This is a genomic window from Lysinibacillus sp. EB106-09-02-XG168, from assembly GCF_058791475.1.
Window position 1 is genome coordinate 3566255 of record NZ_JBYTDN010000003.1, and the last position, 24966, is coordinate 3591220.

The 24966-nt window shown below is 35.1% G+C and carries 25 protein-coding genes and 1 tRNA gene; 4 read left to right on the forward strand and 22 right to left on the reverse strand.

From position 1 onward, the window contains the following. Positions 1-20: 20 nt before the first annotated feature. Complete coding sequence (locus AC3WSO_RS18210; RefSeq protein WP_492532777.1) at positions 21-203, reverse strand: hypothetical protein; 183 nt, start codon at positions 201-203, stop codon at positions 21-23. A gap of 505 nt (positions 204-708) precedes the next feature. On the opposite strand from AC3WSO_RS18210, the gene AC3WSO_RS18215 reads away from it, so the two are divergent. After that, positions 709-1572, forward strand: a complete 864-nt coding sequence (locus AC3WSO_RS18215) for a putative endonuclease domain-containing protein (RefSeq protein ID WP_492532778.1) — start codon at positions 709-711, stop codon at positions 1570-1572. A gap of 134 nt (positions 1573-1706) precedes the next feature. Here AC3WSO_RS18215 and AC3WSO_RS18220 read toward each other — a convergent pair whose 3' ends face one another. The 7 genes from AC3WSO_RS18220 to AC3WSO_RS18250 form a co-directional block, all read right to left on the reverse strand. Beyond that, positions 1707-2162, reverse strand: a complete 456-nt coding sequence (locus tag AC3WSO_RS18220) for a hypothetical protein (protein WP_492532780.1) — start codon at positions 2160-2162, stop codon at positions 1707-1709. A 375-nt stretch (positions 2163-2537) separates the two neighbouring features. After that, positions 2538-3344 carry a DUF5677 domain-containing protein gene (locus AC3WSO_RS18225; RefSeq protein ID WP_492532782.1) on the reverse strand — a complete coding sequence of 269 codons (807 nt, stop codon included), beginning with the start codon at positions 3342-3344 and terminating at the stop codon, positions 2538-2540. Between the two features lie 132 nt (positions 3345-3476). Continuing rightward, entirely contained in the window at positions 3477-5258 is a 1782-nt protein-coding gene (locus AC3WSO_RS18230; RefSeq protein ID WP_492532783.1) for a UvrD-helicase domain-containing protein, read from the reverse strand. Between the two features lie 2 nt (positions 5259-5260). After that, entirely contained in the window at positions 5261-7204 is a 1944-nt protein-coding gene (locus AC3WSO_RS18235) for an ATP-dependent nuclease (RefSeq protein ID WP_492532784.1), read from the reverse strand. A 548-nt stretch (positions 7205-7752) separates the two neighbouring features. Beyond that, on the reverse strand, positions 7753-8754 hold the full coding sequence (locus AC3WSO_RS18240; protein ID WP_492532786.1) for a hypothetical protein: 1002 nt from the start codon (positions 8752-8754) through the stop codon (positions 7753-7755). Between the two features lie 356 nt (positions 8755-9110). Continuing rightward, positions 9111-10094, reverse strand: coding sequence for a tyrosine-type recombinase/integrase (locus tag AC3WSO_RS18245; RefSeq protein WP_492532788.1), 984 nt, complete (start codon positions 10092-10094; stop codon positions 9111-9113). Between the two features lie 163 nt (positions 10095-10257). Continuing rightward, a tRNA-Arg gene (locus AC3WSO_RS18250) sits at positions 10258-10331 on the reverse strand. A gap of 311 nt (positions 10332-10642) precedes the next feature. On the opposite strand from AC3WSO_RS18250, the gene AC3WSO_RS18255 reads away from it, so the two are divergent. Together AC3WSO_RS18255 and AC3WSO_RS18260 are read left to right on the forward strand one after the other, a co-directional pair. Beyond that, entirely contained in the window at positions 10643-10813 is a 171-nt protein-coding gene (locus AC3WSO_RS18255) for a hypothetical protein (protein ID WP_492532790.1), read from the forward strand. Positions 10814-10988: 175 nt separating this feature from the next. Next, positions 10989-11654 carry a hypothetical protein gene (locus AC3WSO_RS18260; RefSeq protein WP_492532791.1) on the forward strand — a complete coding sequence of 222 codons (666 nt, stop codon included), beginning with the start codon at positions 10989-10991 and terminating at the stop codon, positions 11652-11654. A 14-nt stretch (positions 11655-11668) separates the two neighbouring features. On the opposite strand, the gene AC3WSO_RS18265 is transcribed toward AC3WSO_RS18260, so the two are convergent. The 13 genes from AC3WSO_RS18265 to AC3WSO_RS18325 form a co-directional block, all read right to left on the reverse strand. Then, positions 11669-12358, reverse strand: a complete 690-nt coding sequence (locus AC3WSO_RS18265; protein WP_492532793.1) for a YqjF family protein — start codon at positions 12356-12358, stop codon at positions 11669-11671. A gap of 61 nt (positions 12359-12419) precedes the next feature. Next, on the reverse strand, positions 12420-12599 hold the full coding sequence (locus tag AC3WSO_RS18270) for a DUF2639 domain-containing protein (protein ID WP_492532794.1): 180 nt from the start codon (positions 12597-12599) through the stop codon (positions 12420-12422). A 544-nt stretch (positions 12600-13143) separates the two neighbouring features. Next, positions 13144-14610, reverse strand: coding sequence for a protein adenylyltransferase SelO (locus tag AC3WSO_RS18275; protein ID WP_492532796.1), 1467 nt, complete (start codon positions 14608-14610; stop codon positions 13144-13146). Positions 14611-15048: 438 nt separating this feature from the next. Then, positions 15049-15552, reverse strand: coding sequence for a metallophosphoesterase (locus tag AC3WSO_RS18280; RefSeq protein WP_492532797.1), 504 nt, complete (start codon positions 15550-15552; stop codon positions 15049-15051). Between the two features lie 12 nt (positions 15553-15564). Further along, positions 15565-16158, reverse strand: coding sequence for an XTP/dITP diphosphatase (locus tag AC3WSO_RS18285; protein WP_492532799.1), 594 nt, complete (start codon positions 16156-16158; stop codon positions 15565-15567). 1 nt (position 16159) lies between these two features. Further along, entirely contained in the window at positions 16160-16909 is a 750-nt protein-coding gene (gene rph / locus AC3WSO_RS18290; RefSeq protein WP_079563156.1) for a ribonuclease PH, read from the reverse strand. Between the two features lie 132 nt (positions 16910-17041). Further along, positions 17042-17839, reverse strand: coding sequence for a glutamate racemase (gene racE / locus AC3WSO_RS18295; protein ID WP_492532801.1), 798 nt, complete (start codon positions 17837-17839; stop codon positions 17042-17044). A 10-nt stretch (positions 17840-17849) separates the two neighbouring features. Next, positions 17850-18302 carry a MarR family winged helix-turn-helix transcriptional regulator gene (locus AC3WSO_RS18300; RefSeq protein ID WP_053484913.1) on the reverse strand — a complete coding sequence of 151 codons (453 nt, stop codon included), beginning with the start codon at positions 18300-18302 and terminating at the stop codon, positions 17850-17852. 77 nt (positions 18303-18379) lie between these two features. Next, complete coding sequence (locus AC3WSO_RS18305) at positions 18380-18601, reverse strand: helix-turn-helix domain-containing protein (protein ID WP_004226437.1); 222 nt, start codon at positions 18599-18601, stop codon at positions 18380-18382. Between the two features lie 168 nt (positions 18602-18769). Continuing rightward, on the reverse strand, positions 18770-19228 hold the full coding sequence (locus tag AC3WSO_RS18310) for an acyl-CoA thioesterase (protein WP_492532803.1): 459 nt from the start codon (positions 19226-19228) through the stop codon (positions 18770-18772). A 380-nt stretch (positions 19229-19608) separates the two neighbouring features. Continuing rightward, the gene (sdhB, locus tag AC3WSO_RS18315) at positions 19609-20388 is read right to left on the reverse strand and encodes a succinate dehydrogenase iron-sulfur subunit (RefSeq protein ID WP_132357129.1); all 780 of its coding nucleotides are present in this window, start codon (positions 20386-20388) and stop codon (positions 19609-19611) included. A gap of 5 nt (positions 20389-20393) precedes the next feature. Continuing rightward, a complete protein-coding gene (gene sdhA / locus AC3WSO_RS18320) occupies positions 20394-22148 on the reverse strand; it encodes a succinate dehydrogenase flavoprotein subunit (RefSeq protein WP_492532805.1) in 1755 nt (584 codons plus the stop codon). 67 nt (positions 22149-22215) lie between these two features. Beyond that, positions 22216-22824: a succinate dehydrogenase cytochrome b558 subunit gene (locus tag AC3WSO_RS18325; protein ID WP_492532806.1), complete on the reverse strand. Its 609-nt coding sequence runs from the start codon at positions 22822-22824 to the stop codon at positions 22216-22218. A gap of 272 nt (positions 22825-23096) precedes the next feature. Here AC3WSO_RS18325 and AC3WSO_RS18330 point away from each other — a divergent pair, with 272 nt between their 5' ends. Further along, positions 23097-23531, forward strand: coding sequence for a YslB family protein (locus AC3WSO_RS18330; protein WP_492532808.1), 435 nt, complete (start codon positions 23097-23099; stop codon positions 23529-23531). 51 nt (positions 23532-23582) lie between these two features. Here the strand turns inward: AC3WSO_RS18330 and AC3WSO_RS18335 are convergent, their stop codons facing one another. Beyond that, positions 23583-24842, reverse strand: coding sequence for a methyl-accepting chemotaxis protein (locus AC3WSO_RS18335; RefSeq protein WP_492532809.1), 1260 nt, complete (start codon positions 24840-24842; stop codon positions 23583-23585). Positions 24843-24966: the final 124 nt, after the last annotated feature.

Sequence of the window (24966 nt, forward strand, 5' to 3'; positions counted from 1 at the left end):
GGTAAACTATTTTTTCTGGTTCATTCCCTATTCATTTCTTCATCCATCACAACAAGCTTGCATAACCCTGCTTTAAGTAGAAGCTGCACATCTAAAAAAGCATCAGCAAGCTCAGACTCTTTATAAATTTCCTGTTCAAAAAAATTGACCTGTGCTTCATACGTAACAACGTGGATGGTTTTTAACATCTGATATACAGTCATTCTTTATCCTCCTCTTGTTCATCCAACATTTCCCACTCTCACAATCAATGGAAAAACAATTCTATATTGACTATAGATAAAAATAAAAAGACGCTGCATATAGTCATCGCTATATCCAACGTCTCATGTACATCTACCATGTTCAATTTTTGAATTTGCCAATCTAAAATAATTAAAATGCTTCATACATTTTCTTTGCAAAAGAAACACCTCCCTATGTGAATGCATTGAGTATACCACTTTAAGCCATGTCGAGGAAGGCATTTTCTATTCTTCAAATATTTTTCTGTTGCACCTGATGAAATTACTATATTCATTCTATTTCATCATTTGATACTATAATATACATTGGATATATTTTCAATCTAAATAAATACTTATTTGAGATTTTAAGGCTAAAGGGAAATAAAGATAATCTATATTGAAGAAACGGAGTGAAAATCGAATGCGGTCTAAAATTGTGCCGAAGGAAGCTGTGCCGACATTAGAATCAGATGGTTGTATTATGTATGAAGAAGGATTACCATTCCCAATTGTCCATTATCCTTCAAGTTGGGGTTCATTTTTTGGGTTTCAAGAAACTGAAGATAGTCCTGTCTGCTATTGCTCCTGTCAAAGAAAAGGCTTGGAAATATATCTTTTGAATGAAGAATTTGGTCGCTTTGGGGAGATTCCTAAATCATTACGTTTCCAATTGGGAGAAACATTTTTCGATACACTTCAGTTCAAAGATAATTTATGCCATGTATGTAATAAGGTTTGCCCAAACTATGGCTACGGGAAAACATTTAAGGGAACTAAATTCCATTCAATATATGGTCATTATATACACGGGTTAGCTTTTGGATATGGTATTAATTCTCGTGGAAGAATTTACGCACCAGAGCTGATTCCTGCTGATATCGTTCCTCTTCTTATTACTGATTCATTTAATGATAAAAGAATTGATGAGCAATCTACAATAGATTTTTTACGATATTGTGAAGATGTTATTAGAATTCGAATAGGTTACTTTGCTATTGGGAAGAAATGGACAACTGAGGTGAAGCTTCTTGAAATTATAAGAAAACTTTATCCTAATTATACTGTAATTCATCAATACCCTATCGACCATTTAAGGGCTGATATTTTCATCGAAGAGCTAAATCTTGTGATTGAATATCAAGGGGAGCAGCACTTTAAACCAATTGCTTTTATGGGAGGCAAAGAAGCATTAGAAAATACCAAGAGAAGAGATAAAGAAAAAGCTGAACTATGTGATTACTATAAGCTTAAAGTAGTTTATTTTGACTACAGAGATAAATTAGATGAAAAGATGATTAAAGAAAGAATTTCATTGTATTTAAAGAAAAACGAACAATCATTATAGACTTTTTACGATGATTGTATGGCATAAATCCTTTAGTCTAATACCAACAATCTTGGACTGCAATAAGCAGTCTTTTTTATGCACGTAATATCTTATTGAAAGTAAATATAAAAAACACCTAAAAATGGTGTTCTTTACATGTCTCTATTTTTCAACCCTTCAACAAAACCAGCCCACATTTCTTTTTCTTCTCTTTCAATTTCTTCACGTTCTTGTTGAATTTCAACATTGTCCTTTTCAATTACATTTGCTATCGCAGGATTTTTCAGCTCGTTTTCAAGAAATATTTTTACTAAATCTATATTCGAGTATTCACTTAAATATTCAGGGTCAAAAGAAAGGTTTCTAAGTAACTCACCAATTTCATTTAGGTAAAGGGCTACTACTTTACTGCCTATCACATAATCTCCTTCTTTTTCTGGAAAAGACATTCTATTTTGAGAATCACTGATAAGTGCTTTTGTTGCTTTTACATGTAAATCCAATCCTCCAAAATGAGCTAACTCTTGGTCGTCTACACCTTCACATCTAATCATAATATCATTTCCCTTACGGTCAACGCTATGTACTTCAAATCCGCTTTGTTCCACTATGTAATTCCCCTCCAATAGTTCTAAACTGATAGTCTATCTATTTTAAAATACTCTTACCATTTCTAACATACAATTATTACCATAATATCAATATATAAATAAATTTTCAATTCAAAACAAACTGACTTCATTGATGATGCATCAAAAGTTGATATGCTTCCCTATAGACCATATGCAGAGAATTCCTTGTCCCTCTTCTTCCCTATTCCCTTCTCCTGTCCTTTCAGACTTTTCCCCCTACTTTTTTCACGCAAAAAAGACCAAAGGGCGACATTCCCTCCAGTCTTAAACATACTTTTTAACTAAGGACACATTTTTTACTTTAGGGATAATGTTTTTTAGGGATAGACAAAGAAAGAAAAAGAAAATGGATTAAAGATAATTCACTAAATCGACACTATCATATTCCTTTAGTAGATTTTCCCACTCCATAAACACCTCAAATACCCAGTTGTCCACAGAGTCAATTCTCAAGAAGTCCATTGTTGTAATTAAAATTTTTAAAGCCACCTCAATCATATAATATAAAATTTCACATTCTCTTTCAGGTTGATGTTGCATGGCTCCAAAAGTAAAACTGTCTTGCCCCACCATCGTTCCGTAAGATATAAATGTCGTCGGATTATAATGTACATAACTATTGAACTTTTGATAAATACCATTATAAATATCTAAATTGTTTGTTTTTTTAGCAAGCTGGTAAGCACTTTTAAATAACCTAATGTCCTCTTCCTTTACTTTATTAACATTTTGTTTTATTCCATTCAACACCTGTTTATCAGCATCACCTTGAAAAACTATTTTATATCCTGTTTTGTTATTCAACATTTGCTTTAGTTGATATTTATTTAGTAAATCATAACTACGAATCACATCTTCTTTATTTAATGAATTCGTCACATAACAAAGATGAAAATAGCTTTCGATTAAGGTTCTAAGTAGTGGTGTTGCTTCAACATAGCCATTCCTCAAATCTTCATCATCAAAGTTTATTAATAGCTTTATCGCTTTATAATTTCGTTTGCATTTTAGATAGATATGATAAAAATATTGGCGTAAAGATTCTTCTATATTCTCTTGATATTCCCTTGAGTTTTCAAAATAATAAAATACTTCGAATAAATCTTCTGAATATACATTAAGTTTATCCAATAAATTATAGGTATCAATTCTCGACATTTTCCCTTCCTCCTCTCAATCACATTACTAAAAGCTGTTCCAAATTCTCCATTCAGAGGTTACACTCACCATAGTATCATGCAAAATTTTCTATCTTGAATATGATATCTATCAAAAGAAAAATATAACTATTTAAAGAAAGTTTATTACGTCTCCATATTTACCTATCATATTCTTTTTGTCCATCTCACTTATTTCAGGGATAGCGATAAATAACATTCTTTTTGGTCGACTACAACTAACATAAAAAATCCTTGTTGAATCAGAATCAGCATTTATATCAGGCTTTACCAGATGGTTAGCATTGTCTAAATATACTAAAACAGATTCAAATTCAGCTCCTTTTACCCCATGTATAGTACGGTGATAATCTACCTTAACATCATTCATTTTCACTTGCTCTATTAATGCCTTAACAACACATTCTGAAGCGAATGAATTAAAGTCACCTCGTGTTATTTTTGGTAACTTTATTGAATGTTTATTTAATAAATGCTCGCTTAATTCATTATAAAAGGTTTTTAAAACTCCCTTATCGGAATACTTTTCTATCCATTTAATCGTAAACTGCATGATTTCTAAAGCAACACTTCTTCGATGATAATCACTTATCGATGACTTAAAAGGTTCTATCAAATTTGCGTTACTCTTTAAGCGTAATGTAGAAATTACCTCATTAAATGCTAAATCCAACATCTCTTCTTGATATAACCGATACGCTTTAAAAATTTTATAAAGTAAAACATACCTGTCACCATCAAGTAAATGTAACGTGTTCCACAACTTTTCTTCATCATCAACTGATGACTTAAATAAATTTATATGTTTATGTTGATAAGCCAAAAATGAAAAATCATCCTGTAAATTTAATTCAGCTCGCTTGGTATCAAATGATTGCTTTATATCATCTATTTCTCCTTTTATTCCTTCGTTGTATTGATAAATAAATATATGGTCATCTAATTCTTTATTCAGTGAAGTCTGAGTTAGTGTATCATCTCTTAAAATATTTAAAAACTGTACTATATTTTGACCACTTCTACGATTTTGTTGAATTATGTATTGAACTTGATTATCAACATGAAAATCTATAAATTCTTGCCTTGTAGCACCTTGGAATTTATAGATAGATTGTGCTGGGTCTCCAACTACTCCTACGATACTACCAGCTTGAGCAAAAATCTTCACAATTTTAGATTGCATGACATTTGTATCTTGGAATTCATCCAGTAGTAAATATGTGTACCTTGAAGAAATCGCTTTTGCTAAAAAAGAAAAATCTTGTAGCAACTTATAGGATAAATAAATGATATCATCATGATAAATAATACCTTTACTCCAACAATATTTTCTGAACTTTATATAATCAACTTGCCTAATTGAAGGACCCAATATGAACTCAGAAGAGGTTAACTTAGGCTCTTCATTATCAAGTGACCATTTGAGTCCGCCTAACACTTTTCTGATATTACTACTTGTGTCACTTTGCCAATTTAAATAATTGATGTTATCATGTCTTCTCCACCCATCTACCAAATTTTTAGAAGGAATATTATTTTCTTGACCCTTAAGCCTATCTATATTAATTATAGGCTCTTTGTTCTTTTGATTTAGTAAATAGGCATAGGGTCTTAATACATTTTTATATAAAAACGAATGAATAGTAGAAACCTCTACATTTTCAAATCCAGAGGACAGTTCTTGATTTATTTCATCTACCCCAACATTTGTATATGTTATACAAGCAATTTTAGAATTTCTGTGTAATTTTTTTGAGTTATTCAGTATATGTTTAATATTTTTTACTAACCAATATGTTTTACCAGCCCCTGGACCAGCAATAACTTTAAAAGGACGCTCTAAATCATCAAGAAGATAATCTGAATTAATTAAACATGATAAACTATTGCCCATCCTCATTCTCCTTCCTTGAAACAAGCCCAATAGATAGAATTTCTTATATAAGCGGGTAAGATAATAGGAGGTTCTCCTGATTTATTCAAATATTCCATCAAATCAAAGGCAACTTCTCCTTTTTGTTCTTCTGCATAGATTAAATATTTAGTAGCAATTAACGCTCTGTCTGCTTCTTTAAAACTATCAATCTTGTCTTGCAAATCCTCCTCAATATTCGAATCATGAGAGAAAAAATCATGTTCAAAATTCTCCCAAGCCAAATCAAATTCTAAAGTTTTCCCCCAAGCTTCCTTGTTATAAAAAACTTTGACATTCGAAGATTCCCCTACTAAATCGTTTAAATTATTTAAGGTAAAAGAGAATGGCGTATAATCATAGTTTTCCGTATCAGTATTTATTTCAAATGGCCAACATTTTTTCCATCTTTGATTTTTTTGTTTTAACTTTTTTAGAGGGTCTTTATCCGTTACACAGGCTACTCTTTTATCCAGTGCATTACTATTATTCACTGTCCCTGCCCCAAAAAGCTTAACAAAGTGTTTAAATGACACTGAATCTACTTTAACAACTGAAACATGTTTGCGTTCTAAATCTTCATTTAATTGTTCAGCAAATACAGGAAATAAGAGTAACTCAGCCATCCCTTCCACTAAAATCACAGATTTTGCGAATAACATAGCTGACTTAGTTGCATCTAAAAATCGTTCGATATACTTTTTAGAATTAATGTCGTCTTTTGTTTCACCAAAAACCTTTGCAGGTAACTTCGCTGTTATAACCCCATTGTTATCTTCTTCTACACAAATAATTGGGTCTAATCCAACTGCAGATGTGATTTGGGTAGAATGCGTTGTTATAAAAATTTGTCTGCTATTCCGTTGTTTTTCGATTTCTTGCTTCAAAAATTTCAGAAAATTGTATTGTAAAGACGGATGTAGATGTGCTTCTGGTTCTTCTATTAACAACAAAGGAAAAGTTTTTGCATTTTCGCCTTGTTCAACAGAGGTGATAACTTTAAATTTCGCAAGTATCAATGAAATGTAAATTAGATTGTTATATCCTAATCCATTATTTAAAATTGGTATTTCAATCCCTGATGCTTTCTTTATGACCAAGCTCAACGCAGATAAAATTTCTGATTCAGTTAAAACCCCATTTAGCTTTGGTTCTCCTCCAACAGCAGCCCCTGTATCTTTAGCTAAATTCAATATTTCAGTAACATCAATTCGATTAACTAAATTACCTACAATTCTATTTGCATACTCTTCAAATTGTTCTTCAGGAGATAGTTTCTCAGGGTCTTCATTTTCACCAACTGAATCTTTGGGTACTACATCTTTAAAATGAAGCAATACTTGCTTCAATAACCTGCTTCTCCCTGTAGCCATTTTACTTTCCACATCACGTAATGCATCTAAGACTTCACAATGAATTTTATCTAACAAGTCTGTGTCTGCCTTTAAATTATTGATTGAATTACCACCGATAATTTTAAATACGTAGCGTGGTAAATGCCTTTCTAAGATTCTCCATTTTGCAAACACATCATGAGCAAAAGAAATTTCTTTCAGATATTGCTCTTTATCGCTTTCTGGCAGAAAGAATCTATATGTAAGAGTCGCTTCCCAAAAATCTTGTTCTACATCTGTAATCCAACTTGCTATAAGTGCTTTATCCTCATCAGTATCCGTTTCATTCACACGTAATTTGACCTCTATTACTACCTCAGGAGGCTCACTAAAGTCGCTAATTAATTTGTTAAAATCATCTATCAATAACCTCTTGTTACTACTTCGGCTGAATATCATTTCCAGCGCTCTTATAATTGTAGTTTTACCCGAATTATTCGCACCTATTATTACATTCATACCAGGATTAAAATTGACAATAAAATCTTCTTTAAAACACCTAAAGTTTTTAATTCTCATTTGTGAAATATACATTGTTTTTATTTTCCTCCTTAAAAACTACCAGCAATCGCTTGCATAGAATTCATTACATAGAATCAATAGACTAAGATATATATAACTATTTATATTCTCCCTTTTTCCCTAAATAATTTCAAATTTTTTACTACACAATAGATATCTTTAAAAGCAGATATCTTCCTATCATCTACATTTTTATATTCCCATTTATTTATTACTTGTTTTGTTAACACAAAAAAGACCGAAGGGCAACCAGGCTCTTACCTGATTTTCTTCCAGTCTTGAACATGCTTTTTTATTTAGGGACAATGTTTTTTATGGATATACAACGAGTAAAAGTAGCAATGAATTATGGATTATCCCCCGTCTTTTTCCATTTTATAAATCAAATTAAGGTTCTTTATTTCTTTATAGACTGAACATAAAAGAAAAAAATAGAGAACTATTTCGCTCTCTATATTCCTTAAATATTTGAATTGAATAGCTTCATGGTATTACCAATTATGCAAGATTCCACGTCAATAATAAACTTCATTAAATTTATTAACAGATTTCTTTTTTCTTCATGCGTTTTGGGATTTAATTTGCCCTAATTGCTGACGGGCTTCTTTGGTAACTTTCTCCTTTTGTTGAATTGCAATTTCTTCATCAAGAATAAGTTCAATACTTTTCTGTAAGACTGGGAATATTTCTTTGCACTTTTCTTCATCTAATTCATGAATACCTTTGCTTAAAATATTATAAATAATTGCATTTTCCGCCATAAATTTAGGGAGATAATCTTTAAGTAACTTGATTTTCTCATCTACTTTTCGATTTCTGTTCTCGTCTTTCATGTATTCCTCTCTGGTGATTTTTCCATCTTTCTCGGCCTTTAAGAAAGCATTTTCCAGTAAGAATTCGATTACCCTTCGTAGATATACAAAAGAACCAATTCCTACACCCGCTGAATAAAGTCCTAATGCTGTAGTGTATTCTCTTTTATATTCTTTTAATAATTTTTGATAAGATTTTATATGTTCAACATTAAAATCCTTAATTGAAGGATACTGTCCAATTTTTGTTAATGTTAAAAACTCATTCGGATAAATTCCCTCCTTCTGCAACAAGTAGGAAAATTTGAACACATGTGAACTGTCATGTGTACAGCGTATTATTTTATCAAATATCCTATTTTCTGAAATTATTCTTTTGATTCTTTCTGACATGTTATATTTTTCTGATGTACTAATTTCCGAATCTATTTCGTATTCGGAAATGCTATCAAGCACAGAGTTGTTTAATTCCTTCGATAAGGTTACCGGAATCAATTGAAAAGACATGTGCTTATTGCATAAAGGACAAAATATATAGGTATTTTTAGTGTCCGACATAAAACTAATAAGTCGATTGAATTGCTCAGAATATTTAATTTCATATATCGTATGGTTATGCTCGTGAGCATTGCTAAAATCATACTCTTGTCGGCTTGTATGTACAAAATCAGTACAGTCAACACGAACAGGCTGATATAATCCTAAATCACAAAATAACTCTTTGTTACTATACTTACATATATTTATCATAAAGCTTCTCCTCATCATCATTAGTATTTTTAGGTAATTATACCATATCCTTCATCGAATTTATCTCCAATATTTAAGACATCTGCTGATTTAACATAGAGACATAACGACAGGTTCCTTGTGTCATATCATACAAAATCAGCCTCCATATTTCTCTAATTATAATTACTTATGAGACATAGAGCTTGCTGGTAAGGAGAATAAAAAGTAACCTCTTGATATATTAACAGCTAAAAAGACCGAAGGGCTCCCAGGCGTTTACCTGATTTCCCTCCAGTCTTGACCATACTTTTTTATTTACACACTTTTATTTAGGAACAATATTTTTAGTAGATGGCAATAAAAAGTAATTAATTTCATTCAATCAAATATTCCCTTAAGCTATTTGATACTTCGTCAACATCTAAGTCTAAATATTGGGTTGTGACCTCCAAGTTAGAATGTCCTAATGCCTTAGATATTAAAGCAATATTTGCTCCTTTAGAAAGTAAATTTTTTGCAAATGCTCTTCTAAGTGCATGTGGATTAATGTTTTTTAAACCAAATTGTTTGCTATACTTTGTTAATTGTTTTGAAATTGCATTATTAGTGGATTTTGTATCTAAAGGAGTTCCTTTATAGGAAATAAAGATATTCTCGTTATTTTGATGATAATGTCGTCGAATTTTATTATTTTGTTGAATCAACACTTGATACAACTGAATTAATTGATTATCAATCGGTAGCTTCAATAACTTATGATTTTTTAAAATCTCCCCTTCTAAAACCAATGTTTTTTCATCAAAATCTATATGTTTTTCTTCAAGTTTTCCTAAAGTATTAATTCTAATCCCAGTTTTATACATTGTTAATATTGCAACTGCATCTCTTAGACCTATAAAAGTATTTAAATCTAAAAGGGAAATCAATAATTGTACATCTTTTTCATTTGCTCCAGCTTTTACTTTTTTATCTACTTTGAGGTTCACTTCTTGCCAAAATTTCGACTCATACCAACCATTAATATAACATTTACTTAAGAATGACTTTAGTGCTTTTAATCTCGTTAGTTTTGTTTGATTTGAAACTTGCATATTTTCAAGCCAAGAGTAAATTGTATCTAATGTTATTTCATTTAAAAACGTAATAGTCTGTGCATCTTTTAAATGATTTACAATTGTTTCATAGTCTTTTATTGTCCGAGGTCGAAGACCACTGGAAATCATTTGTCTTTTCACAATTTGAATCGCATCTTTTATCATTTTTGAATTATTTTTCACATGCTTAACAGTTGTCTCATTCTCAAACTTTAAAAGGTTTAAATCAACATCTACTTCAAATAGTCCCGACTTTTTAGTCATAAAAAAATCCTCCATTCAAGAATTGATTGGAAGATGATTCTGGTCACCTAATAAAATTACAAGGGTACAAAAAAGGGATACAGTCATCCAGACCGAAGCCCTGACCCTATCCCTAATTTCTCTCAAACCCTTATCCCTAAAGGCCTGAAACCTGCTTTTTGGACGTCCCAGGAGGGATTCGAACCCCCGACCGACGGCTTAGAAGGCCGTTGCTCTATCCTGCTGAGCTACTGAGACATGTTGTTATTTTATGCAGTCCATATCAAGGACAATATTTATTATATGTTCTTTTTACGATAAAGTCAACATTAATTTTACTGTGAAGGCAAGGTTTGCCTCAATATTAATATTATATGATTTCCTTTACCTCATTATGCCATCTCTCTACTCTACTTTTGTTAAATAATAAAAAGCAAAAAACTGATGGAAGCTAACATGTTTAAAGATTTAGTAGTCGTCGTAAATAGCTGTGCACAAAGGATTGGTAAATACATTGTGCTAACGTATGCCTGAAATGATGCCCCTATAAATAAAGAATTAGGGTTGCATTGGAGCATGATTATTCTGTCCTTTTTGTGTACACAGATGTTACAAAAGAACAGGACATCGTTTCTTTAATGCAAAATATTTTTGATCCTATTCATATTTTAATTAATAAGGCGGGTAAATTTCAACATAAATCTTTTGATGACGTAACATGGATGAATGGAATGATTTGATTCAAACAAATAATTTTTTACAGGCATTAATCTAATAGTTGATGGTGGGATGACAAAGAAAATGATATATGAAAAATAGCCATATTCACTCCTTTCATTACATTGTTTTTTCATATATGGAAATACCTCAGAGTATTCTACAGTAGAAGGAAAAACTAGAGGGAGTGGATATACATTGTACCCATATTCAAGTGGACATTACGTTAGTCCTTTAAGTGCGTTATATAAAGCTACTTCCACACAATATACTGCACCTGTTCGCCATTTTTTATTGCCGCAGAACGATCCTCGTCGCTATATCAGTAGGGCTGAAGCAGATTTTATGGCTATGAATCGTTTATTATGGATGGAGCATGTCAATTGGACGAGGATGACGATTATTAGTATAGTGTTTGGCTTACCTGATCTACCCTTTGTGCAGAAGCGACTGTTACAAAATGCGACGGACTTAGGCAATTGTCTACGTCCATTTTACGGGGATCAAATTGCTGATCGTTATGCTGAGCTGATTAAAGAACATCTTCTTATTGCTGCGGAGCTAGTAACTGCAGCTACCAAAGGAGATACAGCAACAGCGGATGCAAAGGAAAAAGAATGGTATCGTAATGCTGACGACATTGCCAGATTTTTAAGTCAAATTAATCCATACTTACGTATGGAGGAAGTGCAAAAAATGTTCTATACACATTTAGCTTTAACCAAAAAAGAAGCCGTGACTATGATTCAGAAAAACTATCAAGAGGATGTTGAAGTTTTTGATGATATTGAAGCAGAGGCACTTGCTATGTCGGATATGATTGCAAGCGCCATTGTAAAGCAATTTTATTACCTCTTTTATTAACATCAATAAATCGATTATTTCTTTTCCAAAGTTGGCGAGAAAATTTTAGCCTGTTTACTCTTTGAATAATGAGCAATCGGTTGAATGCCTTGTATTGATTCCTTCACAAATGATGATATTGTATTGCTTTTAATATTAATGTGGACTCGTTGTAGCTGCCATGGCAGATGCTCTATATCTATGCGAAATAAAGAATTTTTCCATTTTGACCAAGAATGATAACGTTCCACTAACCATCTATCAAAGGTAGAACTAATTATTTCACTGGCAATCGGTTGATATGAAATTTTCAACCTTTCTGCCAGTGCGCCGTAATATAAACTTGTAAACGAAAAATTGTTCTCCTTTTGCTTTATAGATATTTTAGAATGGCGATATGTTAAACCGCCCTTTTTAGCTATTTGGACAATAAAGCGATTCGTAATATCTGAATTTAAAAAATATACTCCTTTCATGCCGTTATATGTAACATATGTCCGGACATTTAGCTGCAAATAGGAATCCACCCCTGGTAATGGTGGTAGAAATCTTAGTCGTTGTCCATTGACTTTAAAAAGGACAGCACTAAGCCAAGCGTTATTTTCATAGAGATCTAGTTGTAACTCTTGCGGAATGTACTGCTCTAAATCCTTAGGTGATACCGGCCAATGTAAGAACAACACATCTTGCCAATTTTGCGTCAAAACCCATGATTTACTCCACATAAAATAACTCCTTTCTGTAGTTAAATTATTTCCTACGAAGGAGTTATTCAAACGAACATGACTATTTTTGTTCTGAATCTAATGTTTCCGTTTCTTTTTCTACATATCGGTAATATAAATTGCGCAATTCCGATTCTTTATAATTGCCTAAATGACTTTTAAATTGTGGATGCACCAAAATACCATGATTTCGAAGTTGCTTTACAAACCAACCTTTTGAATACTTATGCACTGTACACATTCCCCTTCACTAATACTCTTACATAGCGTATGCTCAGGAATTTATGTAGTGACAATTTTTTCAAAATAAAAAAACGAAGAAATATCCTTCGTTTTCAATGAAATTAAAATGTCATATTCAGGTATGGCTCTTTTACAAAACGAGGGGTTGATTTCCGTTCCGACTGGGCGCTTTGTTGCTGCCGCTACGCTTTCGCGCAGAGCAGAGCTTCCTAGGGCGTCCGATGAGCCGCTTCGCTGCAGGGTCTCGGGCCAGCAGGATGTTGGTCACGAAGGCGTTATCACAGGACGTGATGCTTTTAGCCTTCGTTCCTCTATATCGCTAATCCCCAAGGAGTCGCCCAGTCTCCACTTCAATCAACCACTTCACTTAGCATGTCCTCTGCCATGTACTCAAATTTATCGTGATAAAAAAAACTTCAGTTAGATGCATTTTTGTGCGAAGGCAAAGCGTTCAGCGATATTGTTTATCTGTGCGCAGAAATTACCCTCGATTAAAGCGCCCTAACACTTACAAAAATCCCCTTGGAAATTGTGCTTTCAATTTATGTGCCACAAAACGTTCGATATGGTTGGTTAGATGGTGTTGGTAATGTCGTGAATTCCTGCTGCTCTTTTGTATGTGCAAAAGGTTGAGCAAGAGCTTCTAGTAATCGCTCCATTACACTATAGTCTTCTTGTTCAACAGCAACCTCTAATGCTTCTTCTACACGGTGATTTCGCGGTATTACCGCTGGATTGTGCTCACGCATTAATTGCTGAGACATGTCTTTTGTTTCTTGCTGTCTTTCTAGTCTTGCAAGCCAATTTTTATGCCATTCTTTAAATTCTTCTGTACCGAATAATGCTGATTCTGATTCAGTGAATTTTTCAAAAGTTAATGCGATAAATGTATTCGTATAGTCTGCTTGATGTTGTTGCATTAACTTTAGAAGCTCTTCAATTAGTGCCAGGTCCTGATCTTCTTCGTTAAATATTCCTAGCTTTGCTCGCATACCTGCTACCCAGTTTGCATAATACAATTGAGGATATTGCTTTAGAGCCTCTTGAGCTACTTGTATAGCTTCTTCCTCATTTTCATGGATTAACGGTATTAATGATTCGGCAAATCGTGTTAAATTCCATCCTCCGATATTAGGCTGGTTACCATATGCATAACGACCTTGTCGATCAATCGAGCTAAATACTGTCGCTGGATCATAAGTATCCATGAAAGCGCATGGACCATAATCTATTGTCTCCCCACTTATGGCCATATTATCTGTGTTCATAACCCCATGAATAAAACCAACTAGCTGCCATTTTGCAATAAGAGACGCTTGTTTCTTTATAACTTCCTGTAGTAGGGTTAAATAACGGTTTTGAGCTTTATCAGCATTAGGAAAGTGCCGTTCTAAAGCATAATCTGCCAATTCTTTTAGCTCCTCCTCCGTTCCAAAATTCGCGCCATATTGGAAAGTTCCAACACGCAGATGACTGCTTGCAATACGCGTTAAAACTGCGCCTGGAAGCTCTGTTTCGCGGAGAATCGTTTCGCCTGTAGTCACGACAGCTAAACTTCGAGTAGTTGGAATGCCAAGTGCATACATAGCTTCACTCATAATATATTCACGTAGCATTGGACCAAGTGCTGCTCTGCCATCTCCGCCGCGGGAATAAGGCGTTCTTCCTGAGCCTTTTAGTGCGATATCAAAGCGTTCATTAGCTGATGTTAGTTGTTCACCTAATAACAGTGCCCTTCCGTCTCCTAGCATATTAAAATGACCAAATTGATGCCCTGCGTAAGCTTGAGCTATAGGCGTGCCTCCGGTCGGATTGTTGTTACCAGCAAAAATTGCTACCGCTTCTTCGCTTTTCAGAACATTACTGTTTAATCCAAGTGATTTGGCTACTGATTCATTTAACATGATTAACTTTGGTGAGCGAACTGGATTTAAATTGATTGTTGTATAATAAATGCTCGATAGGCAGGTATAGCTATTATCAAAATTCCATCCCATTTTATTTTCCATGTTTTCTCCTTTGTATCGTTTATATTTATTTTTTCTACTTCATCATAAACAATTCATAGCCATTTTTACCAGCGAAGCATCAGCTACAAATGTTTTATGTAGCGACAGGTACAGAATTCTCCTACCTCCATAGGTAGTGAGATGAATGCAGATTTAAGCTACTTTTCAGCGGGTGTCCAAACACTCGATGAAATAGAGGAACTCAGTCTAAGCACGCCACGTCCTGTGGCAAACGACTGAGTGACCAACATCTTGCTGTTGCTGTCGCACAGGCAAAACCCTTTGCTGACGCTACGTTAACACTGCGCTTTCGCACAAAAAACATCTGCAGGGCTAAGCATAAAGCCGATTCTGGACGCAATTATGCCGAGGCATAATTGATTGTAGAATAAAACAAAAAACGCTTAGAGTTTCTATAACTTAAGCGTTTTTGTTTCATCATTTTCGCATAAACTTATGGGTGGAAATACAGCTATTATCATCCGTAAAGAACTTTACTTCAAAATAAGTATCTTCAACCTCTACAAGAGCAAAGCTTTTTTCTTTACGACCTCGTGGTTTTAATAAGCTCCCCGGATTTAAAAATAATACATCATCAATCATTTCCGCCCCAAGAACATGAGAGTGACCAAAGCACGCAATTTGCGCGTTTACTTCTTTGGCACGATAGGATAAAGACAAGATAGAAGTTTTAACATTGAATAAATGGCCATGTGTGACAAAGATTGTAGCATCCTCTAAACCGAATACTTCTTCATCAGGGTAAGCTTTATCAATGTCACAATTACCTCGTACTTTCTTCATTCCCTCCAATGCTTTATGGGAGAAAGGAAGCTCACTATCTCCACAATGAATGACTGCATCGACATTTGGATAAAAGCCACGAACTTTTTCAATCACATTACTGTCGCCATGTGTATCACTCATGACAAGTATTTGCATGGATATCACCTCTTATTTTATAAGATTAGGTAATTGTTCCTTTAACTTACGAATCGCATTCCCACGGTGGGAAATTGCTCCTTTTTCATCGGCTGTAAGCTCTGCCATCATACGGTTTAAGCTTGGGACAAAGAAGACTGGATCATAACCAAATCCGTTTGTGCCACGTTTTTCGTGAGCAATAACACCTTCACAAGTACCAAAAACTGTTGTCGTCTCAAAACCAGGTCCTGCAATAGCAATGCAACAGCAGAAGCGTGCTGTACGCTTTTCATCCTCGACATTTTTTAAGTTTTCTAGTAGTTTAACCATGTTTGCTTCATCATCATGATCACCAGCATAACGTGCAGAATACACACCTGGTTCACCATTTAATGCATCAACAGCTAAGCCACTATCATCAGCAATAACAATTGTACCAAGCTCTTTTGCTAATGTTTCTGCCTTTAGAATAGCATTTTCCTCAAAGGTTGTGCCTGTTTCGTCTATTTCCATCTCTGGGGCTACATCAAACATCGTTACAACTTCATAGCCAAGCGGTCCAAATAACGCTTCGAAATCTTTTGCTTTTCCTTTATTTTTTGTCGCAATTACTACTTGTTTCATGTTATTCATTACCTCCCACTTTGTTAGCTAATTCACCTAGTGTCTCTTTTTGAAGTGCAATCAATTGTTGAATGCCCTTTTCACCTAACTCCAGTAGTTCATTTAACTCTTCACGAGAAAAAGTTGCTTCTTCACCTGTACCTTGAAGCTCAACAAATCGGCCTGCTCCTGTCATGACGATATTCATATCTACAGCAGCAGCGACATCTTCAACATAGTTTAAGTCTAAAACGGCGCCATGATCCTCTACAATACCAACACTTGTTGCCGCTAAATAGTCTGTTACTGGGAATTTTTTTAATTGTTTTTCTTCAGCAAACTTAGCAATTGCTTGTGTCATCGCTACAAATGCTCCTGTAATTGAAGCAGTACGTGTTCCGCCATCTGCTTGAATCACATCACAGTCAATCCATACAGTTCGTTCACCAAGTGCTTCTAAATCCACGACTGCACGTAATGCACGACCGATTAATCGTTGAATTTCCATTGTGCGGCCATTGACTTTTCCACGAGATGATTCGCGAGCTGTACGCTGTGCTGTTGCACGAGGTAACATCGAGTATTCTGCAGTGATCCACCCTTTGCCTTGTCCACGTAAAAAACCAGGAACCTTATCTTCAATCGTTGCTGTACAAATTACTTTCGTATTACCTACTTGAATTAAAACTGAGCCTTCTGGGTGCAATAAATACTCACTATCTATTTTCACCGGACGCAGTGCATCTACATTTCTTCCGTCAAATCTTGTCATATTTTTCGTTCCTCCTAAATACTTTCGCGCACTCATCTTAACATAATTTTGATCTTCAAAAAAGTGCTCATTCCTTATGTACCATGCTAAAAAACGTCAAAAATCAGCCTAGCTCATAGCTAAGCTGATTTTTTATTTTAATGTCATACGTTTTATTTGAAGAGTACCTTGCTCAAGCCAATTTTCAGCAATTGAACGGAAAATTGGAACAGAACCCGTTGCATAAAATTTATGAGCAGGCACAGCGTCTGGGTCAGCCAAAGTGCCATTATAAGCAAGCATTTCTTGAACATCCTTTGCTGTTTCCTCTGCGGAAGATAGCACAAAAACTTCTTCTCCCACAACAGTTTCAATTTGTTTTTGCAAAATTGGATAATGCGTACATCCTAGTATGACCGTGTCAAATTGTTCGTTTTTCAGTGGCTTTAAGCCTTCCGCAATTAATTTATTTGCAAATTCACCTTTATATTCGCCACTTTCTACAAGTGGTACGAATGTTGGACAAGCAAGTGGAATTATATGAGTTGACGTATTCAGTGATAATAAGGCTTCCTCATACGCGCCACTTTTAATTGTTCCTTCAGTTGCAAGCACAACGACTTCATGTCGCTTCGTTTTCTTTACAGCTGCACGTGCGCCAGCATTAATAACGCCTAGTACCGGAAAAGGCATATTTCTTTGTAAACTTTCGAGTGCTACTGCAGTCGCTGTATTACAAGCAATGACGAGCATTTTGATATTCATTTTTTCTAGTGCTTTTGCCATTTGCCAAGTAAAATTCCGCACTTCTTGTCGAGTTCTTGGACCATACGGACATCTTGCTGTATCACCAATGTAATAGATCGTTTCATTTGGTAATCGCTTCATTATTTCTTTTGCTACGGTTAAACCGCCTACTCCTGAGTCAATAACGCCTATCGGGGCATTCATACTTTCCGCCTCAATCCTGTTTCATGTGTACATGTAGTTTTTCTAAATAGCTTGATAATTGCGCGACTTCTTGTTCGTTAAAACCAACAAGCTTCTCTTGCAAATATTGCTGTCTTTTTTCAATAACCTCTTGAATAATACGTTCGCCTTTTTCGAGAAGATGAACAACAACGACACGACGATCATTTTCGTCACGCACTCGCTTAACTAATTCATTTTTCTCCATACGGTCCACTAAATCTGTTGTTGTACTAAAAGCTAAGTATAGTCGATTTGACAGGTCGCCAATTGTTATATCGCCAAGCTCTTCTAACCACTGTAATGCAACAAATTGTGGCGGCGTAATCGCATATTGTGAAACAATCTCTCTTCCTTTTTGCTTCACAATCGCCGCTATATAGCGTAATTCCTTTTCAACCGTTGCAACGGTTTCAGGTGAGTGTTTTGTTACTTCATCCGACATATAACTATTTCACTCCTAAAAAAATACGTTGAATAGTTCTATTTTGTCGTTTTTTTTCTAAAATAGCAAGTGTCCTTTTAGTCTAATTTAAATTCTTCTAAGCGTAACAGCTCAATTAACGCTTGAGATCGATTTGTTACACCTAACTTTTGAATTGTATTGGAAATGTGATTTCGCACTGTTTTTTCACTAATACCAAGTTGCTCTGCAATATCCCTCGTTGTTTTTTCAGCTAATAAAAGCGCAAATATTTCACGTTCTCGGTTTGTTAAAAGAGAACGATGATGAGAGCCATTCATTTTCAGTTACACCCTCCTCCCCCGCACGTATTGTAACTTATGTTAAGGAATGAGGAGCGGTGACGGCTATTTTCATTAATATCTCGTGTTTCTTAAAAAAATTCGGAAATTGCTTCCATAAAAGAATGAATTCAATGGAAAAATGCAATTTCAACCGTCGAGAGATCATTATATGATCACCAAGCTTGCTAACTGAGTTTTTACTTCTTCAGACAAAGGTACACTCTTCCCAGTTAGAGGGTTCATTTGCACTACCGTCCCCCGACCTGTAAAGCAAACCTCATCATGCTGATTTTTCGCTAAATAATGAATATCTATTGATGAGTTCCCTACTGTCGCTACTTTCGTATAAATTTTGAGCACATCATCAAAGAAAACTTGCTTCACGTAATCACACTGTAAGTCAGCTACAATCGGAATCCCCTCTATATTTTCATCCATTGCTGATGGCATGAGAACACCTAAATGGCGGAAATAATCGATTCGTGCCTGTTCAAAATATGTAAAGCTAACTGTATTATTCATATGACCGTACATATCCGTTTCTGAAAAACGTACACGGATCTCAATAAAAAATGCAAAATCCTTAGTCCATTCCTGAAAATTTCCGATATAATTTGCTTTCATCTTAGCCATCCCCCTAATTTTCATTCGCCTCTTCATAGATAGAATTAGCGATTGATAAATGAATATATATTCATTATAAAGCAAAATACTATTCCATCATAGAAAATTTACATTTTAGCTCGTTATATTTAAAAATCCCTTATTTTATGCAACAAAATCTTTCTACACTGTACTTAAATCATCATATTTAGTTTTTCTTAAAAATGCCCTTATTGAGAACTCCCTATCATGCGAAACATTAGTCAGTGGGCGTTTTATCAGTCTTTGCAAATCGGACATTTACAAGTAGTTAATCTATAAATTTATTTGATATTTTCCATAGAAAAAAAACTCCCTTACACATTATGTGTAAAGGAGTTTGGGAGTAAAAGCTTGTACTATTAGTCAACGTAGTGGTCAGAACCGAAGAAGTTACGGAACATTTGCACTGTAGTTGCACGGTTTAATGATGCGATAGATGTTGTTAAAGGAATACCTTTTGGACAAGCAGCTACACAGTTTTGTGAGTTACCGCAGTTTGCAAGGCCTCCATCACCCATGATCGCATTTAAACGCTCGTCTTTAATCATTGCACCAGTTGGATGAGTATTGAAAAGACGTACTTGTGATAATGGTGCAGGTCCGATGAATGAAGCTTTTTCAGACACGTTTGGACATGCTTCCATACATACACCACAAGTCATACATTTAGATAATTCATAAGCCCATTGACGTTTACCTTCTGGCATACGTGGACCTTCCCCTAAATCATAAGTACCATCGATTGGAACCCATGCTTTAACTTTTTTAAGTGCATTGAACATACGTTCACGGTCAACTTGTAAGTCACGAATAACTGGGAAAGTTTTCATAGGCTCAAGTTTAATTGGCTCAGTCAATTGGTCAACAAGTGTTGAACAAGATTGACGTGGGCGTCCATTAATAACCATTGAACATGCACCACAAACTTCTTCAAGACAGTTCATATCCCATGCAACTGGTGTTGTTTTTTCACCATTTGACATAACCGGATTCTTTTGAATTTCCATTAATACAGAAATAACGTTCATACCATGACGGTAAGGAATTTCGAATTTCTGCCAGTAGCCATTGCCACCTTGTGTATCTTGACGTAAAATTTCAACTTTGACCATTCTTCCAGTATTAGCTGCGATATTCATAATTCTTAGTCTCCTTTCGCAGAGTAATCACGTTTACGTGGTGGAATTAATGAAACGTCGACTTCTTGGTACGTGATAATTGGATCACCAGTAGTTGGGTCAAATTTCGCCATTGTAGTTTTTAAGAACTGCTCATCATCACGGTTCGGGAAATCTGGTTTATAGTGTGCACCACGAGATTCGTTACGTAATAATGCACCTTTTGTCATTACTTTCGCTAAGTAAATCATATTTTTCAACTGACGCGTAAAGTGAGCACCTTGGTTACTCCACTTTTGTGTATCGTTGATGTTAATGTTTTCCCAACGTTTTTGGAATTCATTAAGTTTTTTCAAAGTATCTTCAAGTTGGTCATTGTAACGTACTACTGTCATAGTAGCTGTCATCATTTCACCAAGCTCTTTATGAAGCAAGTAAGCGTTTTCTGTGCCGTCCATTTTCATGATAGCATCCCACTTAGCTTGTTCTTCTTTAACGCGAGCATCGAAAATCTCTTGTGGAAGATCTTCAGCATGCTTTTTAAGATGTTTAACATAATCTACTGCGTTTGGACCTGCAACCATACCACCATAGATAGCAGATAATAATGAGTTTGCACCAAGACGGTTTGCACCATGCTGAGAGTAATCACATTCACCTGCAGCAAATAAACCAGGAATTTCAGTCATTTGGTTGTAGTCAACCCATAATCCACCCATTGAATAGTGAACTGCTGGGAAAATTTTCATTGGTAATTTACGTGGATCATCCCCTACGAATTTTTCGTAGATTTCAATAATACCACCAAGTTTTACATCTAACTCATGTGGATCTTTATGAGAAAGATCTAGGTATACCATGTTTTCACCGTTGATACCAAGTTTTTGGTTTACACAAACGTCGAAAATTTCACGTGTTGCAATATCACGTGGTACTAAATTACCATATGCAGGATATTTCTCTTCTAAGAAGTACCAAGGCTTACCGTCTTTATAAGTCCAAATACGGCCACCTTCACCACGAGCTGATTCTGACATTAGACGGTTTTTGTCATCTCCAGGAATAGCTGTTGGGTGAATTTGAATGAACTCACCATTCGCGTAAGTAGCACCTTGTTGATAAACGATAGAAGCAGCAGAACCTGTATTAATTACAGAGTTTGTTGTTTTACCGAAGATAATACCAGGGCCACCAGTCGCCATAATAACAGCGTCTGCACGGAATGATTTAATTTCTTCTGTACGCATATCTTGCGCTACGATACCACGACAAACGCCGTCAGGATCGACGATTGCACCAAGGAATTCCCAGTGCTCATATTTGTTAACTAAACCAGCTACTTCGTGAGAACGAACTTGCTCGTCTAGTGCGTATAGTAATTGTTGACCAGTCGTTGCACCAGAGAATGCTGTACGGTGGTGTAATGTACCACCAAAACGACGGAAATCAAGAAGACCTTCTGGTGTACGGTTGAACATAACACCCATACGGTCCATTAAATGAATAATACCAGGGGCTGCATCACACATACCCTTAACTGGTGGTTGGTTCGCTAAGAAGTCCCCACCATATACTGTATCATCAAAGTGGATCCAAGGAGAATCCCCTTCACCTTTTGTATTTACCGCACCATTAATTCCGCCCTGCGCACATACGGAGTGTGAGCGTTTTACAGGAACTAATGAGAATAAATCAACTTCAGTACCAACTTCAGCTGCTTTAATCGTTGCCATCAGACCAGCTAGACCGCCGCCAACAACAATTATTTTGCTTTTCGCCATGATTATTTCTCACTCCTCTTAAAAAATTGCAATGATTGCCATGTGCTCTATAGTAGCTTCTATTACATTAAGCGAAAGCTAAAATAGCAGCCACACCAACTACACTTAGAATTACGAAAATAATGTTTGTTACATAAGTAGCAATCTTTTGAGACTGAGGAGATTGTGTAATACCCCAGCTTACTAGGAATGCCCATAAACCGTTAGATAAGTGGAAAGTTGCTGATATAATACCAACAATGTAGAATCCAAGCATAAATGGATTAGAAACGATATTTGCCATCATGTCGTAATCAACTTCAGTACCAAATGCTTTTTGAATACGAGTTTGGAAAATATGCCATGCAATGAAAATCACTAAGAATACACCAGTGAAACGTTGTAATGAGTACATCCAGTTACGGTATGTGCTGAAACGTCCTGTATTCGGTGTAGCAGTGAATGCAATGAAAACACCATAAAATGCGTGGAACATTAATGGAATATAGATGACAATCCATTCAACTAGGATAAGGAATGGAATCTTTTCCATATTTGCGGTAGCTGCGTTGTAACTTTCTGCTCCGCCTGTTGCTGTAAAGTTAATTAACAGGTGCATCGTTAAAAACAGACCTACTGGAATGATACCAAGTAGAGAATGTAAGCGACGCCATAAAAACTCTCGATCTTTCGACAAGACTGTTACCCCCCTTAGTACTTAAAATATCACAACAAAAGAAGTCATCATTTTGTAACTGATACTTCATTGACTGTGTATTTCATCATGGTACAATATTATGACATGTTTATTGTACTCTCAAGAGCTACGAGCGTCAAGGCAACTAAGAGTTTTTCGTATTCCTTATTAAAGAAACAATCTAGTACATGATGCGTCGTTTTTTCTCGAAAAATCTATCTTTACTTTATCAGTGTCAAATTATAAGAAAATTCTAAGAAAGAAGGATTTAAATGTTAAACACTTCATCACCTACAATCTCAGCTTTTGGCTATGAGATAATTCGCGATTATATTTTATCTTCCATTCTCGGTAAACATGAAGGTGATGTTCTTTACTGGGCAGGAAAAGACCTAGCACGGAAGTTCCCATGTAATAGTCAAGATGAACTTATCGCATTTTTCGCAGATGCCTGCTGGGGTAATTTAGAACTTGTCAAGGAATCGAAGGATGGACGTACTTTCCAGTTGACAAATGATCCTGAACTGTTACAAATCGGTCTTCGTAGCTTTAGACTCGAAGCAGGATTTATAGCTGAACAAATCCAGCAAGCAAAAGGTTATTTAACTGAATGCTATGATGAAAAATGTGAAAAGCAACAGAACGTTACATTTACAGTTAAATGGGACGTTAAGGAACGAATCATGAATACCGTTCCTTCAGAATAAAACGAAAAGGATTGTCATTCCAAATTTATGGATGACAATCCTTTTTAATATTTATAGTTGGGCATGTCTTTCTTTTAAAAGTACATCTATTAACGAAATAAACGCTTCTAAAATATTTAGTGAGAATTGAATCATTTCCTCTAAGTTTTTGATTGACAGTTCATTCACTAATTTTTGTGCAGCCATATGTACTAATTCATGAGGTTGTTCTATATGAAGATATTCTGGTAAATTCCGATATTCCTCAAAATGGCCATAATACCATTCCCCAAACTTACATTCATGATGCGTTTTTATAATTTCTTTATGGCCAGCCTTTTGTATAGCATTTCGTAAAAAGCTTGCATGATCCATTAACCTTGCAGCCAATTGGCTAACTACCGTTTGCTCTTTAGGCTTACGGATTGTAGGGGCGATAGCTTTTAACATTTCAGATACTTGATTTTGTATTATATCCGAGAAGTCACTAGTATGAGATAATTCCTTCGTTGTTTCCGCTAAACGTCCTACAGCTATTACATTTTCTTCTGATGCGATTGTTATTTGATCAATGCCATGTGCTGCTTCTTTAATATTTTTACTCGTTACAGTCAAATTAGTAATATTGTTCTTCATGATACTTAAAAAGTCCGTTAAATAATGTTCAACTTCTTTAATATTTGTTATTGTATTATGTAGTTTCTTATCAATGACTGATCGAATCTTCGTCATTTCTTGCAATGAACCTTTCGAGCTGTTAGCTAACTTCCCTACCTCCATCGCAACAACATTAAATCCTTTTCCATGCTCACCAGCACGTGCAGCTTCAATAGAGGCATTTAAGGATAGTAGTTGTGTTTGATCAGCAATCCCAGTTACACCTTTACCGATATCATCCATTTTAGTAATTTCATTATACAACTGCTCTGTTGAATGAGCTCCTTTAGACAACAACTCCTGAACCAGTTCACCTTTTATAATGGACGATTCCATTTCCTCTACAAGGAGTAATGAATGCTGCTTGATTTCTTGAATGTTTGCATTAACATTTTGCTCAACTGCAAGTATCTCTTCTGTATTTGACGACATTTCTTCACTCATTGCTGAAATATCCCCTACACTTGTTGAGACATTTTGAACCTTTAGAGCCGTTTGAAAATTAATTAACTCCATATGCGCCAGTACAAAGTCTAAAATCGCATTTTTCACATCAATACTGTCCTGCTCAAGTTCTAATTCCAGAATTCGCTTTTTTAATATTTGTATTTCTAAATCGTTGTGTTGCTCAACGCTTTCATCCACTGGCTTTTGAAATAAACCGAATAACTCCATATTAACTCCCACCTTCCCTTTTGGAAAAACATGTCACATTTTATTATATAACAATGAAATTGGATAAAGTATGAAATTAATGTAAACAAAAAGAGATGTGCCATTTAATGACACATCCCTTTCA

What these genes read in the sequence shown, in the direction of transcription:
- AC3WSO_RS18210 (WP_492532777.1), bottom strand. Translation starts at nt 203, where the DNA reads ATGACTGTATATCAGATGTTAAAAACCATCCACGTTGTTACGTATGAA.
- AC3WSO_RS18215 (WP_492532778.1), top strand. Translation starts at nt 709, where the DNA reads ATGTATGAAGAAGGATTACCATTCCCAATTGTCCATTATCCTTCAAGT.
- AC3WSO_RS18225 (WP_492532782.1), bottom strand. Translation starts at nt 3,344, where the DNA reads ATGTCGAGAATTGATACCTATAATTTATTGGATAAACTTAATGTATAT.
- AC3WSO_RS18230 (WP_492532783.1), bottom strand. Translation starts at nt 5,258, where the DNA reads ATGGGCAATAGTTTATCATGTTTAATTAATTCAGATTATCTTCTTGAT.
- AC3WSO_RS18235 (WP_492532784.1), bottom strand. Translation starts at nt 7,204, where the DNA reads ATGTATATTTCACAAATGAGAATTAAAAACTTTAGGTGTTTTAAAGAA.
- AC3WSO_RS18240 (WP_492532786.1), bottom strand. Translation starts at nt 8,754, where the DNA reads ATGATAAATATATGTAAGTATAGTAACAAAGAGTTATTTTGTGATTTA.
- AC3WSO_RS18245 (WP_492532788.1), bottom strand. Translation starts at nt 10,094, where the DNA reads ATGACTAAAAAGTCGGGACTATTTGAAGTAGATGTTGATTTAAACCTT.
- AC3WSO_RS18265 (WP_492532793.1), bottom strand. Translation starts at nt 12,358, where the DNA reads ATGTGGAGTAAATCATGGGTTTTGACGCAAAATTGGCAAGATGTGTTG.
- AC3WSO_RS18270 (WP_492532794.1), bottom strand. Translation starts at nt 12,599, where the DNA reads ATGTGTACAGTGCATAAGTATTCAAAAGGTTGGTTTGTAAAGCAACTT.
- AC3WSO_RS18275 (WP_492532796.1), bottom strand. Translation starts at nt 14,610, where the DNA reads ATGGAAAATAAAATGGGATGGAATTTTGATAATAGCTATACCTGCCTA.
- AC3WSO_RS18280 (WP_492532797.1), bottom strand. Translation starts at nt 15,552, where the DNA reads ATGCAAATACTTGTCATGAGTGATACACATGGCGACAGTAATGTGATT.
- AC3WSO_RS18285 (WP_492532799.1), bottom strand. Translation starts at nt 16,158, where the DNA reads ATGAAACAAGTAGTAATTGCGACAAAAAATAAAGGAAAAGCAAAAGAT.
- rph (WP_079563156.1), bottom strand. Translation starts at nt 16,909, where the DNA reads ATGACAAGATTTGACGGAAGAAATGTAGATGCACTGCGTCCGGTGAAA.
- racE (WP_492532801.1), bottom strand. Translation starts at nt 17,839, where the DNA reads ATGAATGCCCCGATAGGCGTTATTGACTCAGGAGTAGGCGGTTTAACC.
- AC3WSO_RS18300 (WP_053484913.1), bottom strand. Translation starts at nt 18,302, where the DNA reads ATGTCGGATGAAGTAACAAAACACTCACCTGAAACCGTTGCAACGGTT.
- AC3WSO_RS18305 (WP_004226437.1), bottom strand. Translation starts at nt 18,601, where the DNA reads ATGAATGGCTCTCATCATCGTTCTCTTTTAACAAACCGAGAACGTGAA.
- AC3WSO_RS18310 (WP_492532803.1), bottom strand. Translation starts at nt 19,228, where the DNA reads ATGAAAGCAAATTATATCGGAAATTTTCAGGAATGGACTAAGGATTTT.
- sdhB (WP_132357129.1), bottom strand. Translation starts at nt 20,388, where the DNA reads ATGAATATCGCAGCTAATACTGGAAGAATGGTCAAAGTTGAAATTTTA.
- sdhA (WP_492532805.1), bottom strand. Translation starts at nt 22,148, where the DNA reads ATGGCGAAAAGCAAAATAATTGTTGTTGGCGGCGGTCTAGCTGGTCTG.
- AC3WSO_RS18330 (WP_492532808.1), top strand. Translation starts at nt 23,097, where the DNA reads ATGTTAAACACTTCATCACCTACAATCTCAGCTTTTGGCTATGAGATA.
- AC3WSO_RS18335 (WP_492532809.1), bottom strand. Translation starts at nt 24,842, where the DNA reads ATGGAGTTATTCGGTTTATTTCAAAAGCCAGTGGATGAAAGCGTTGAG.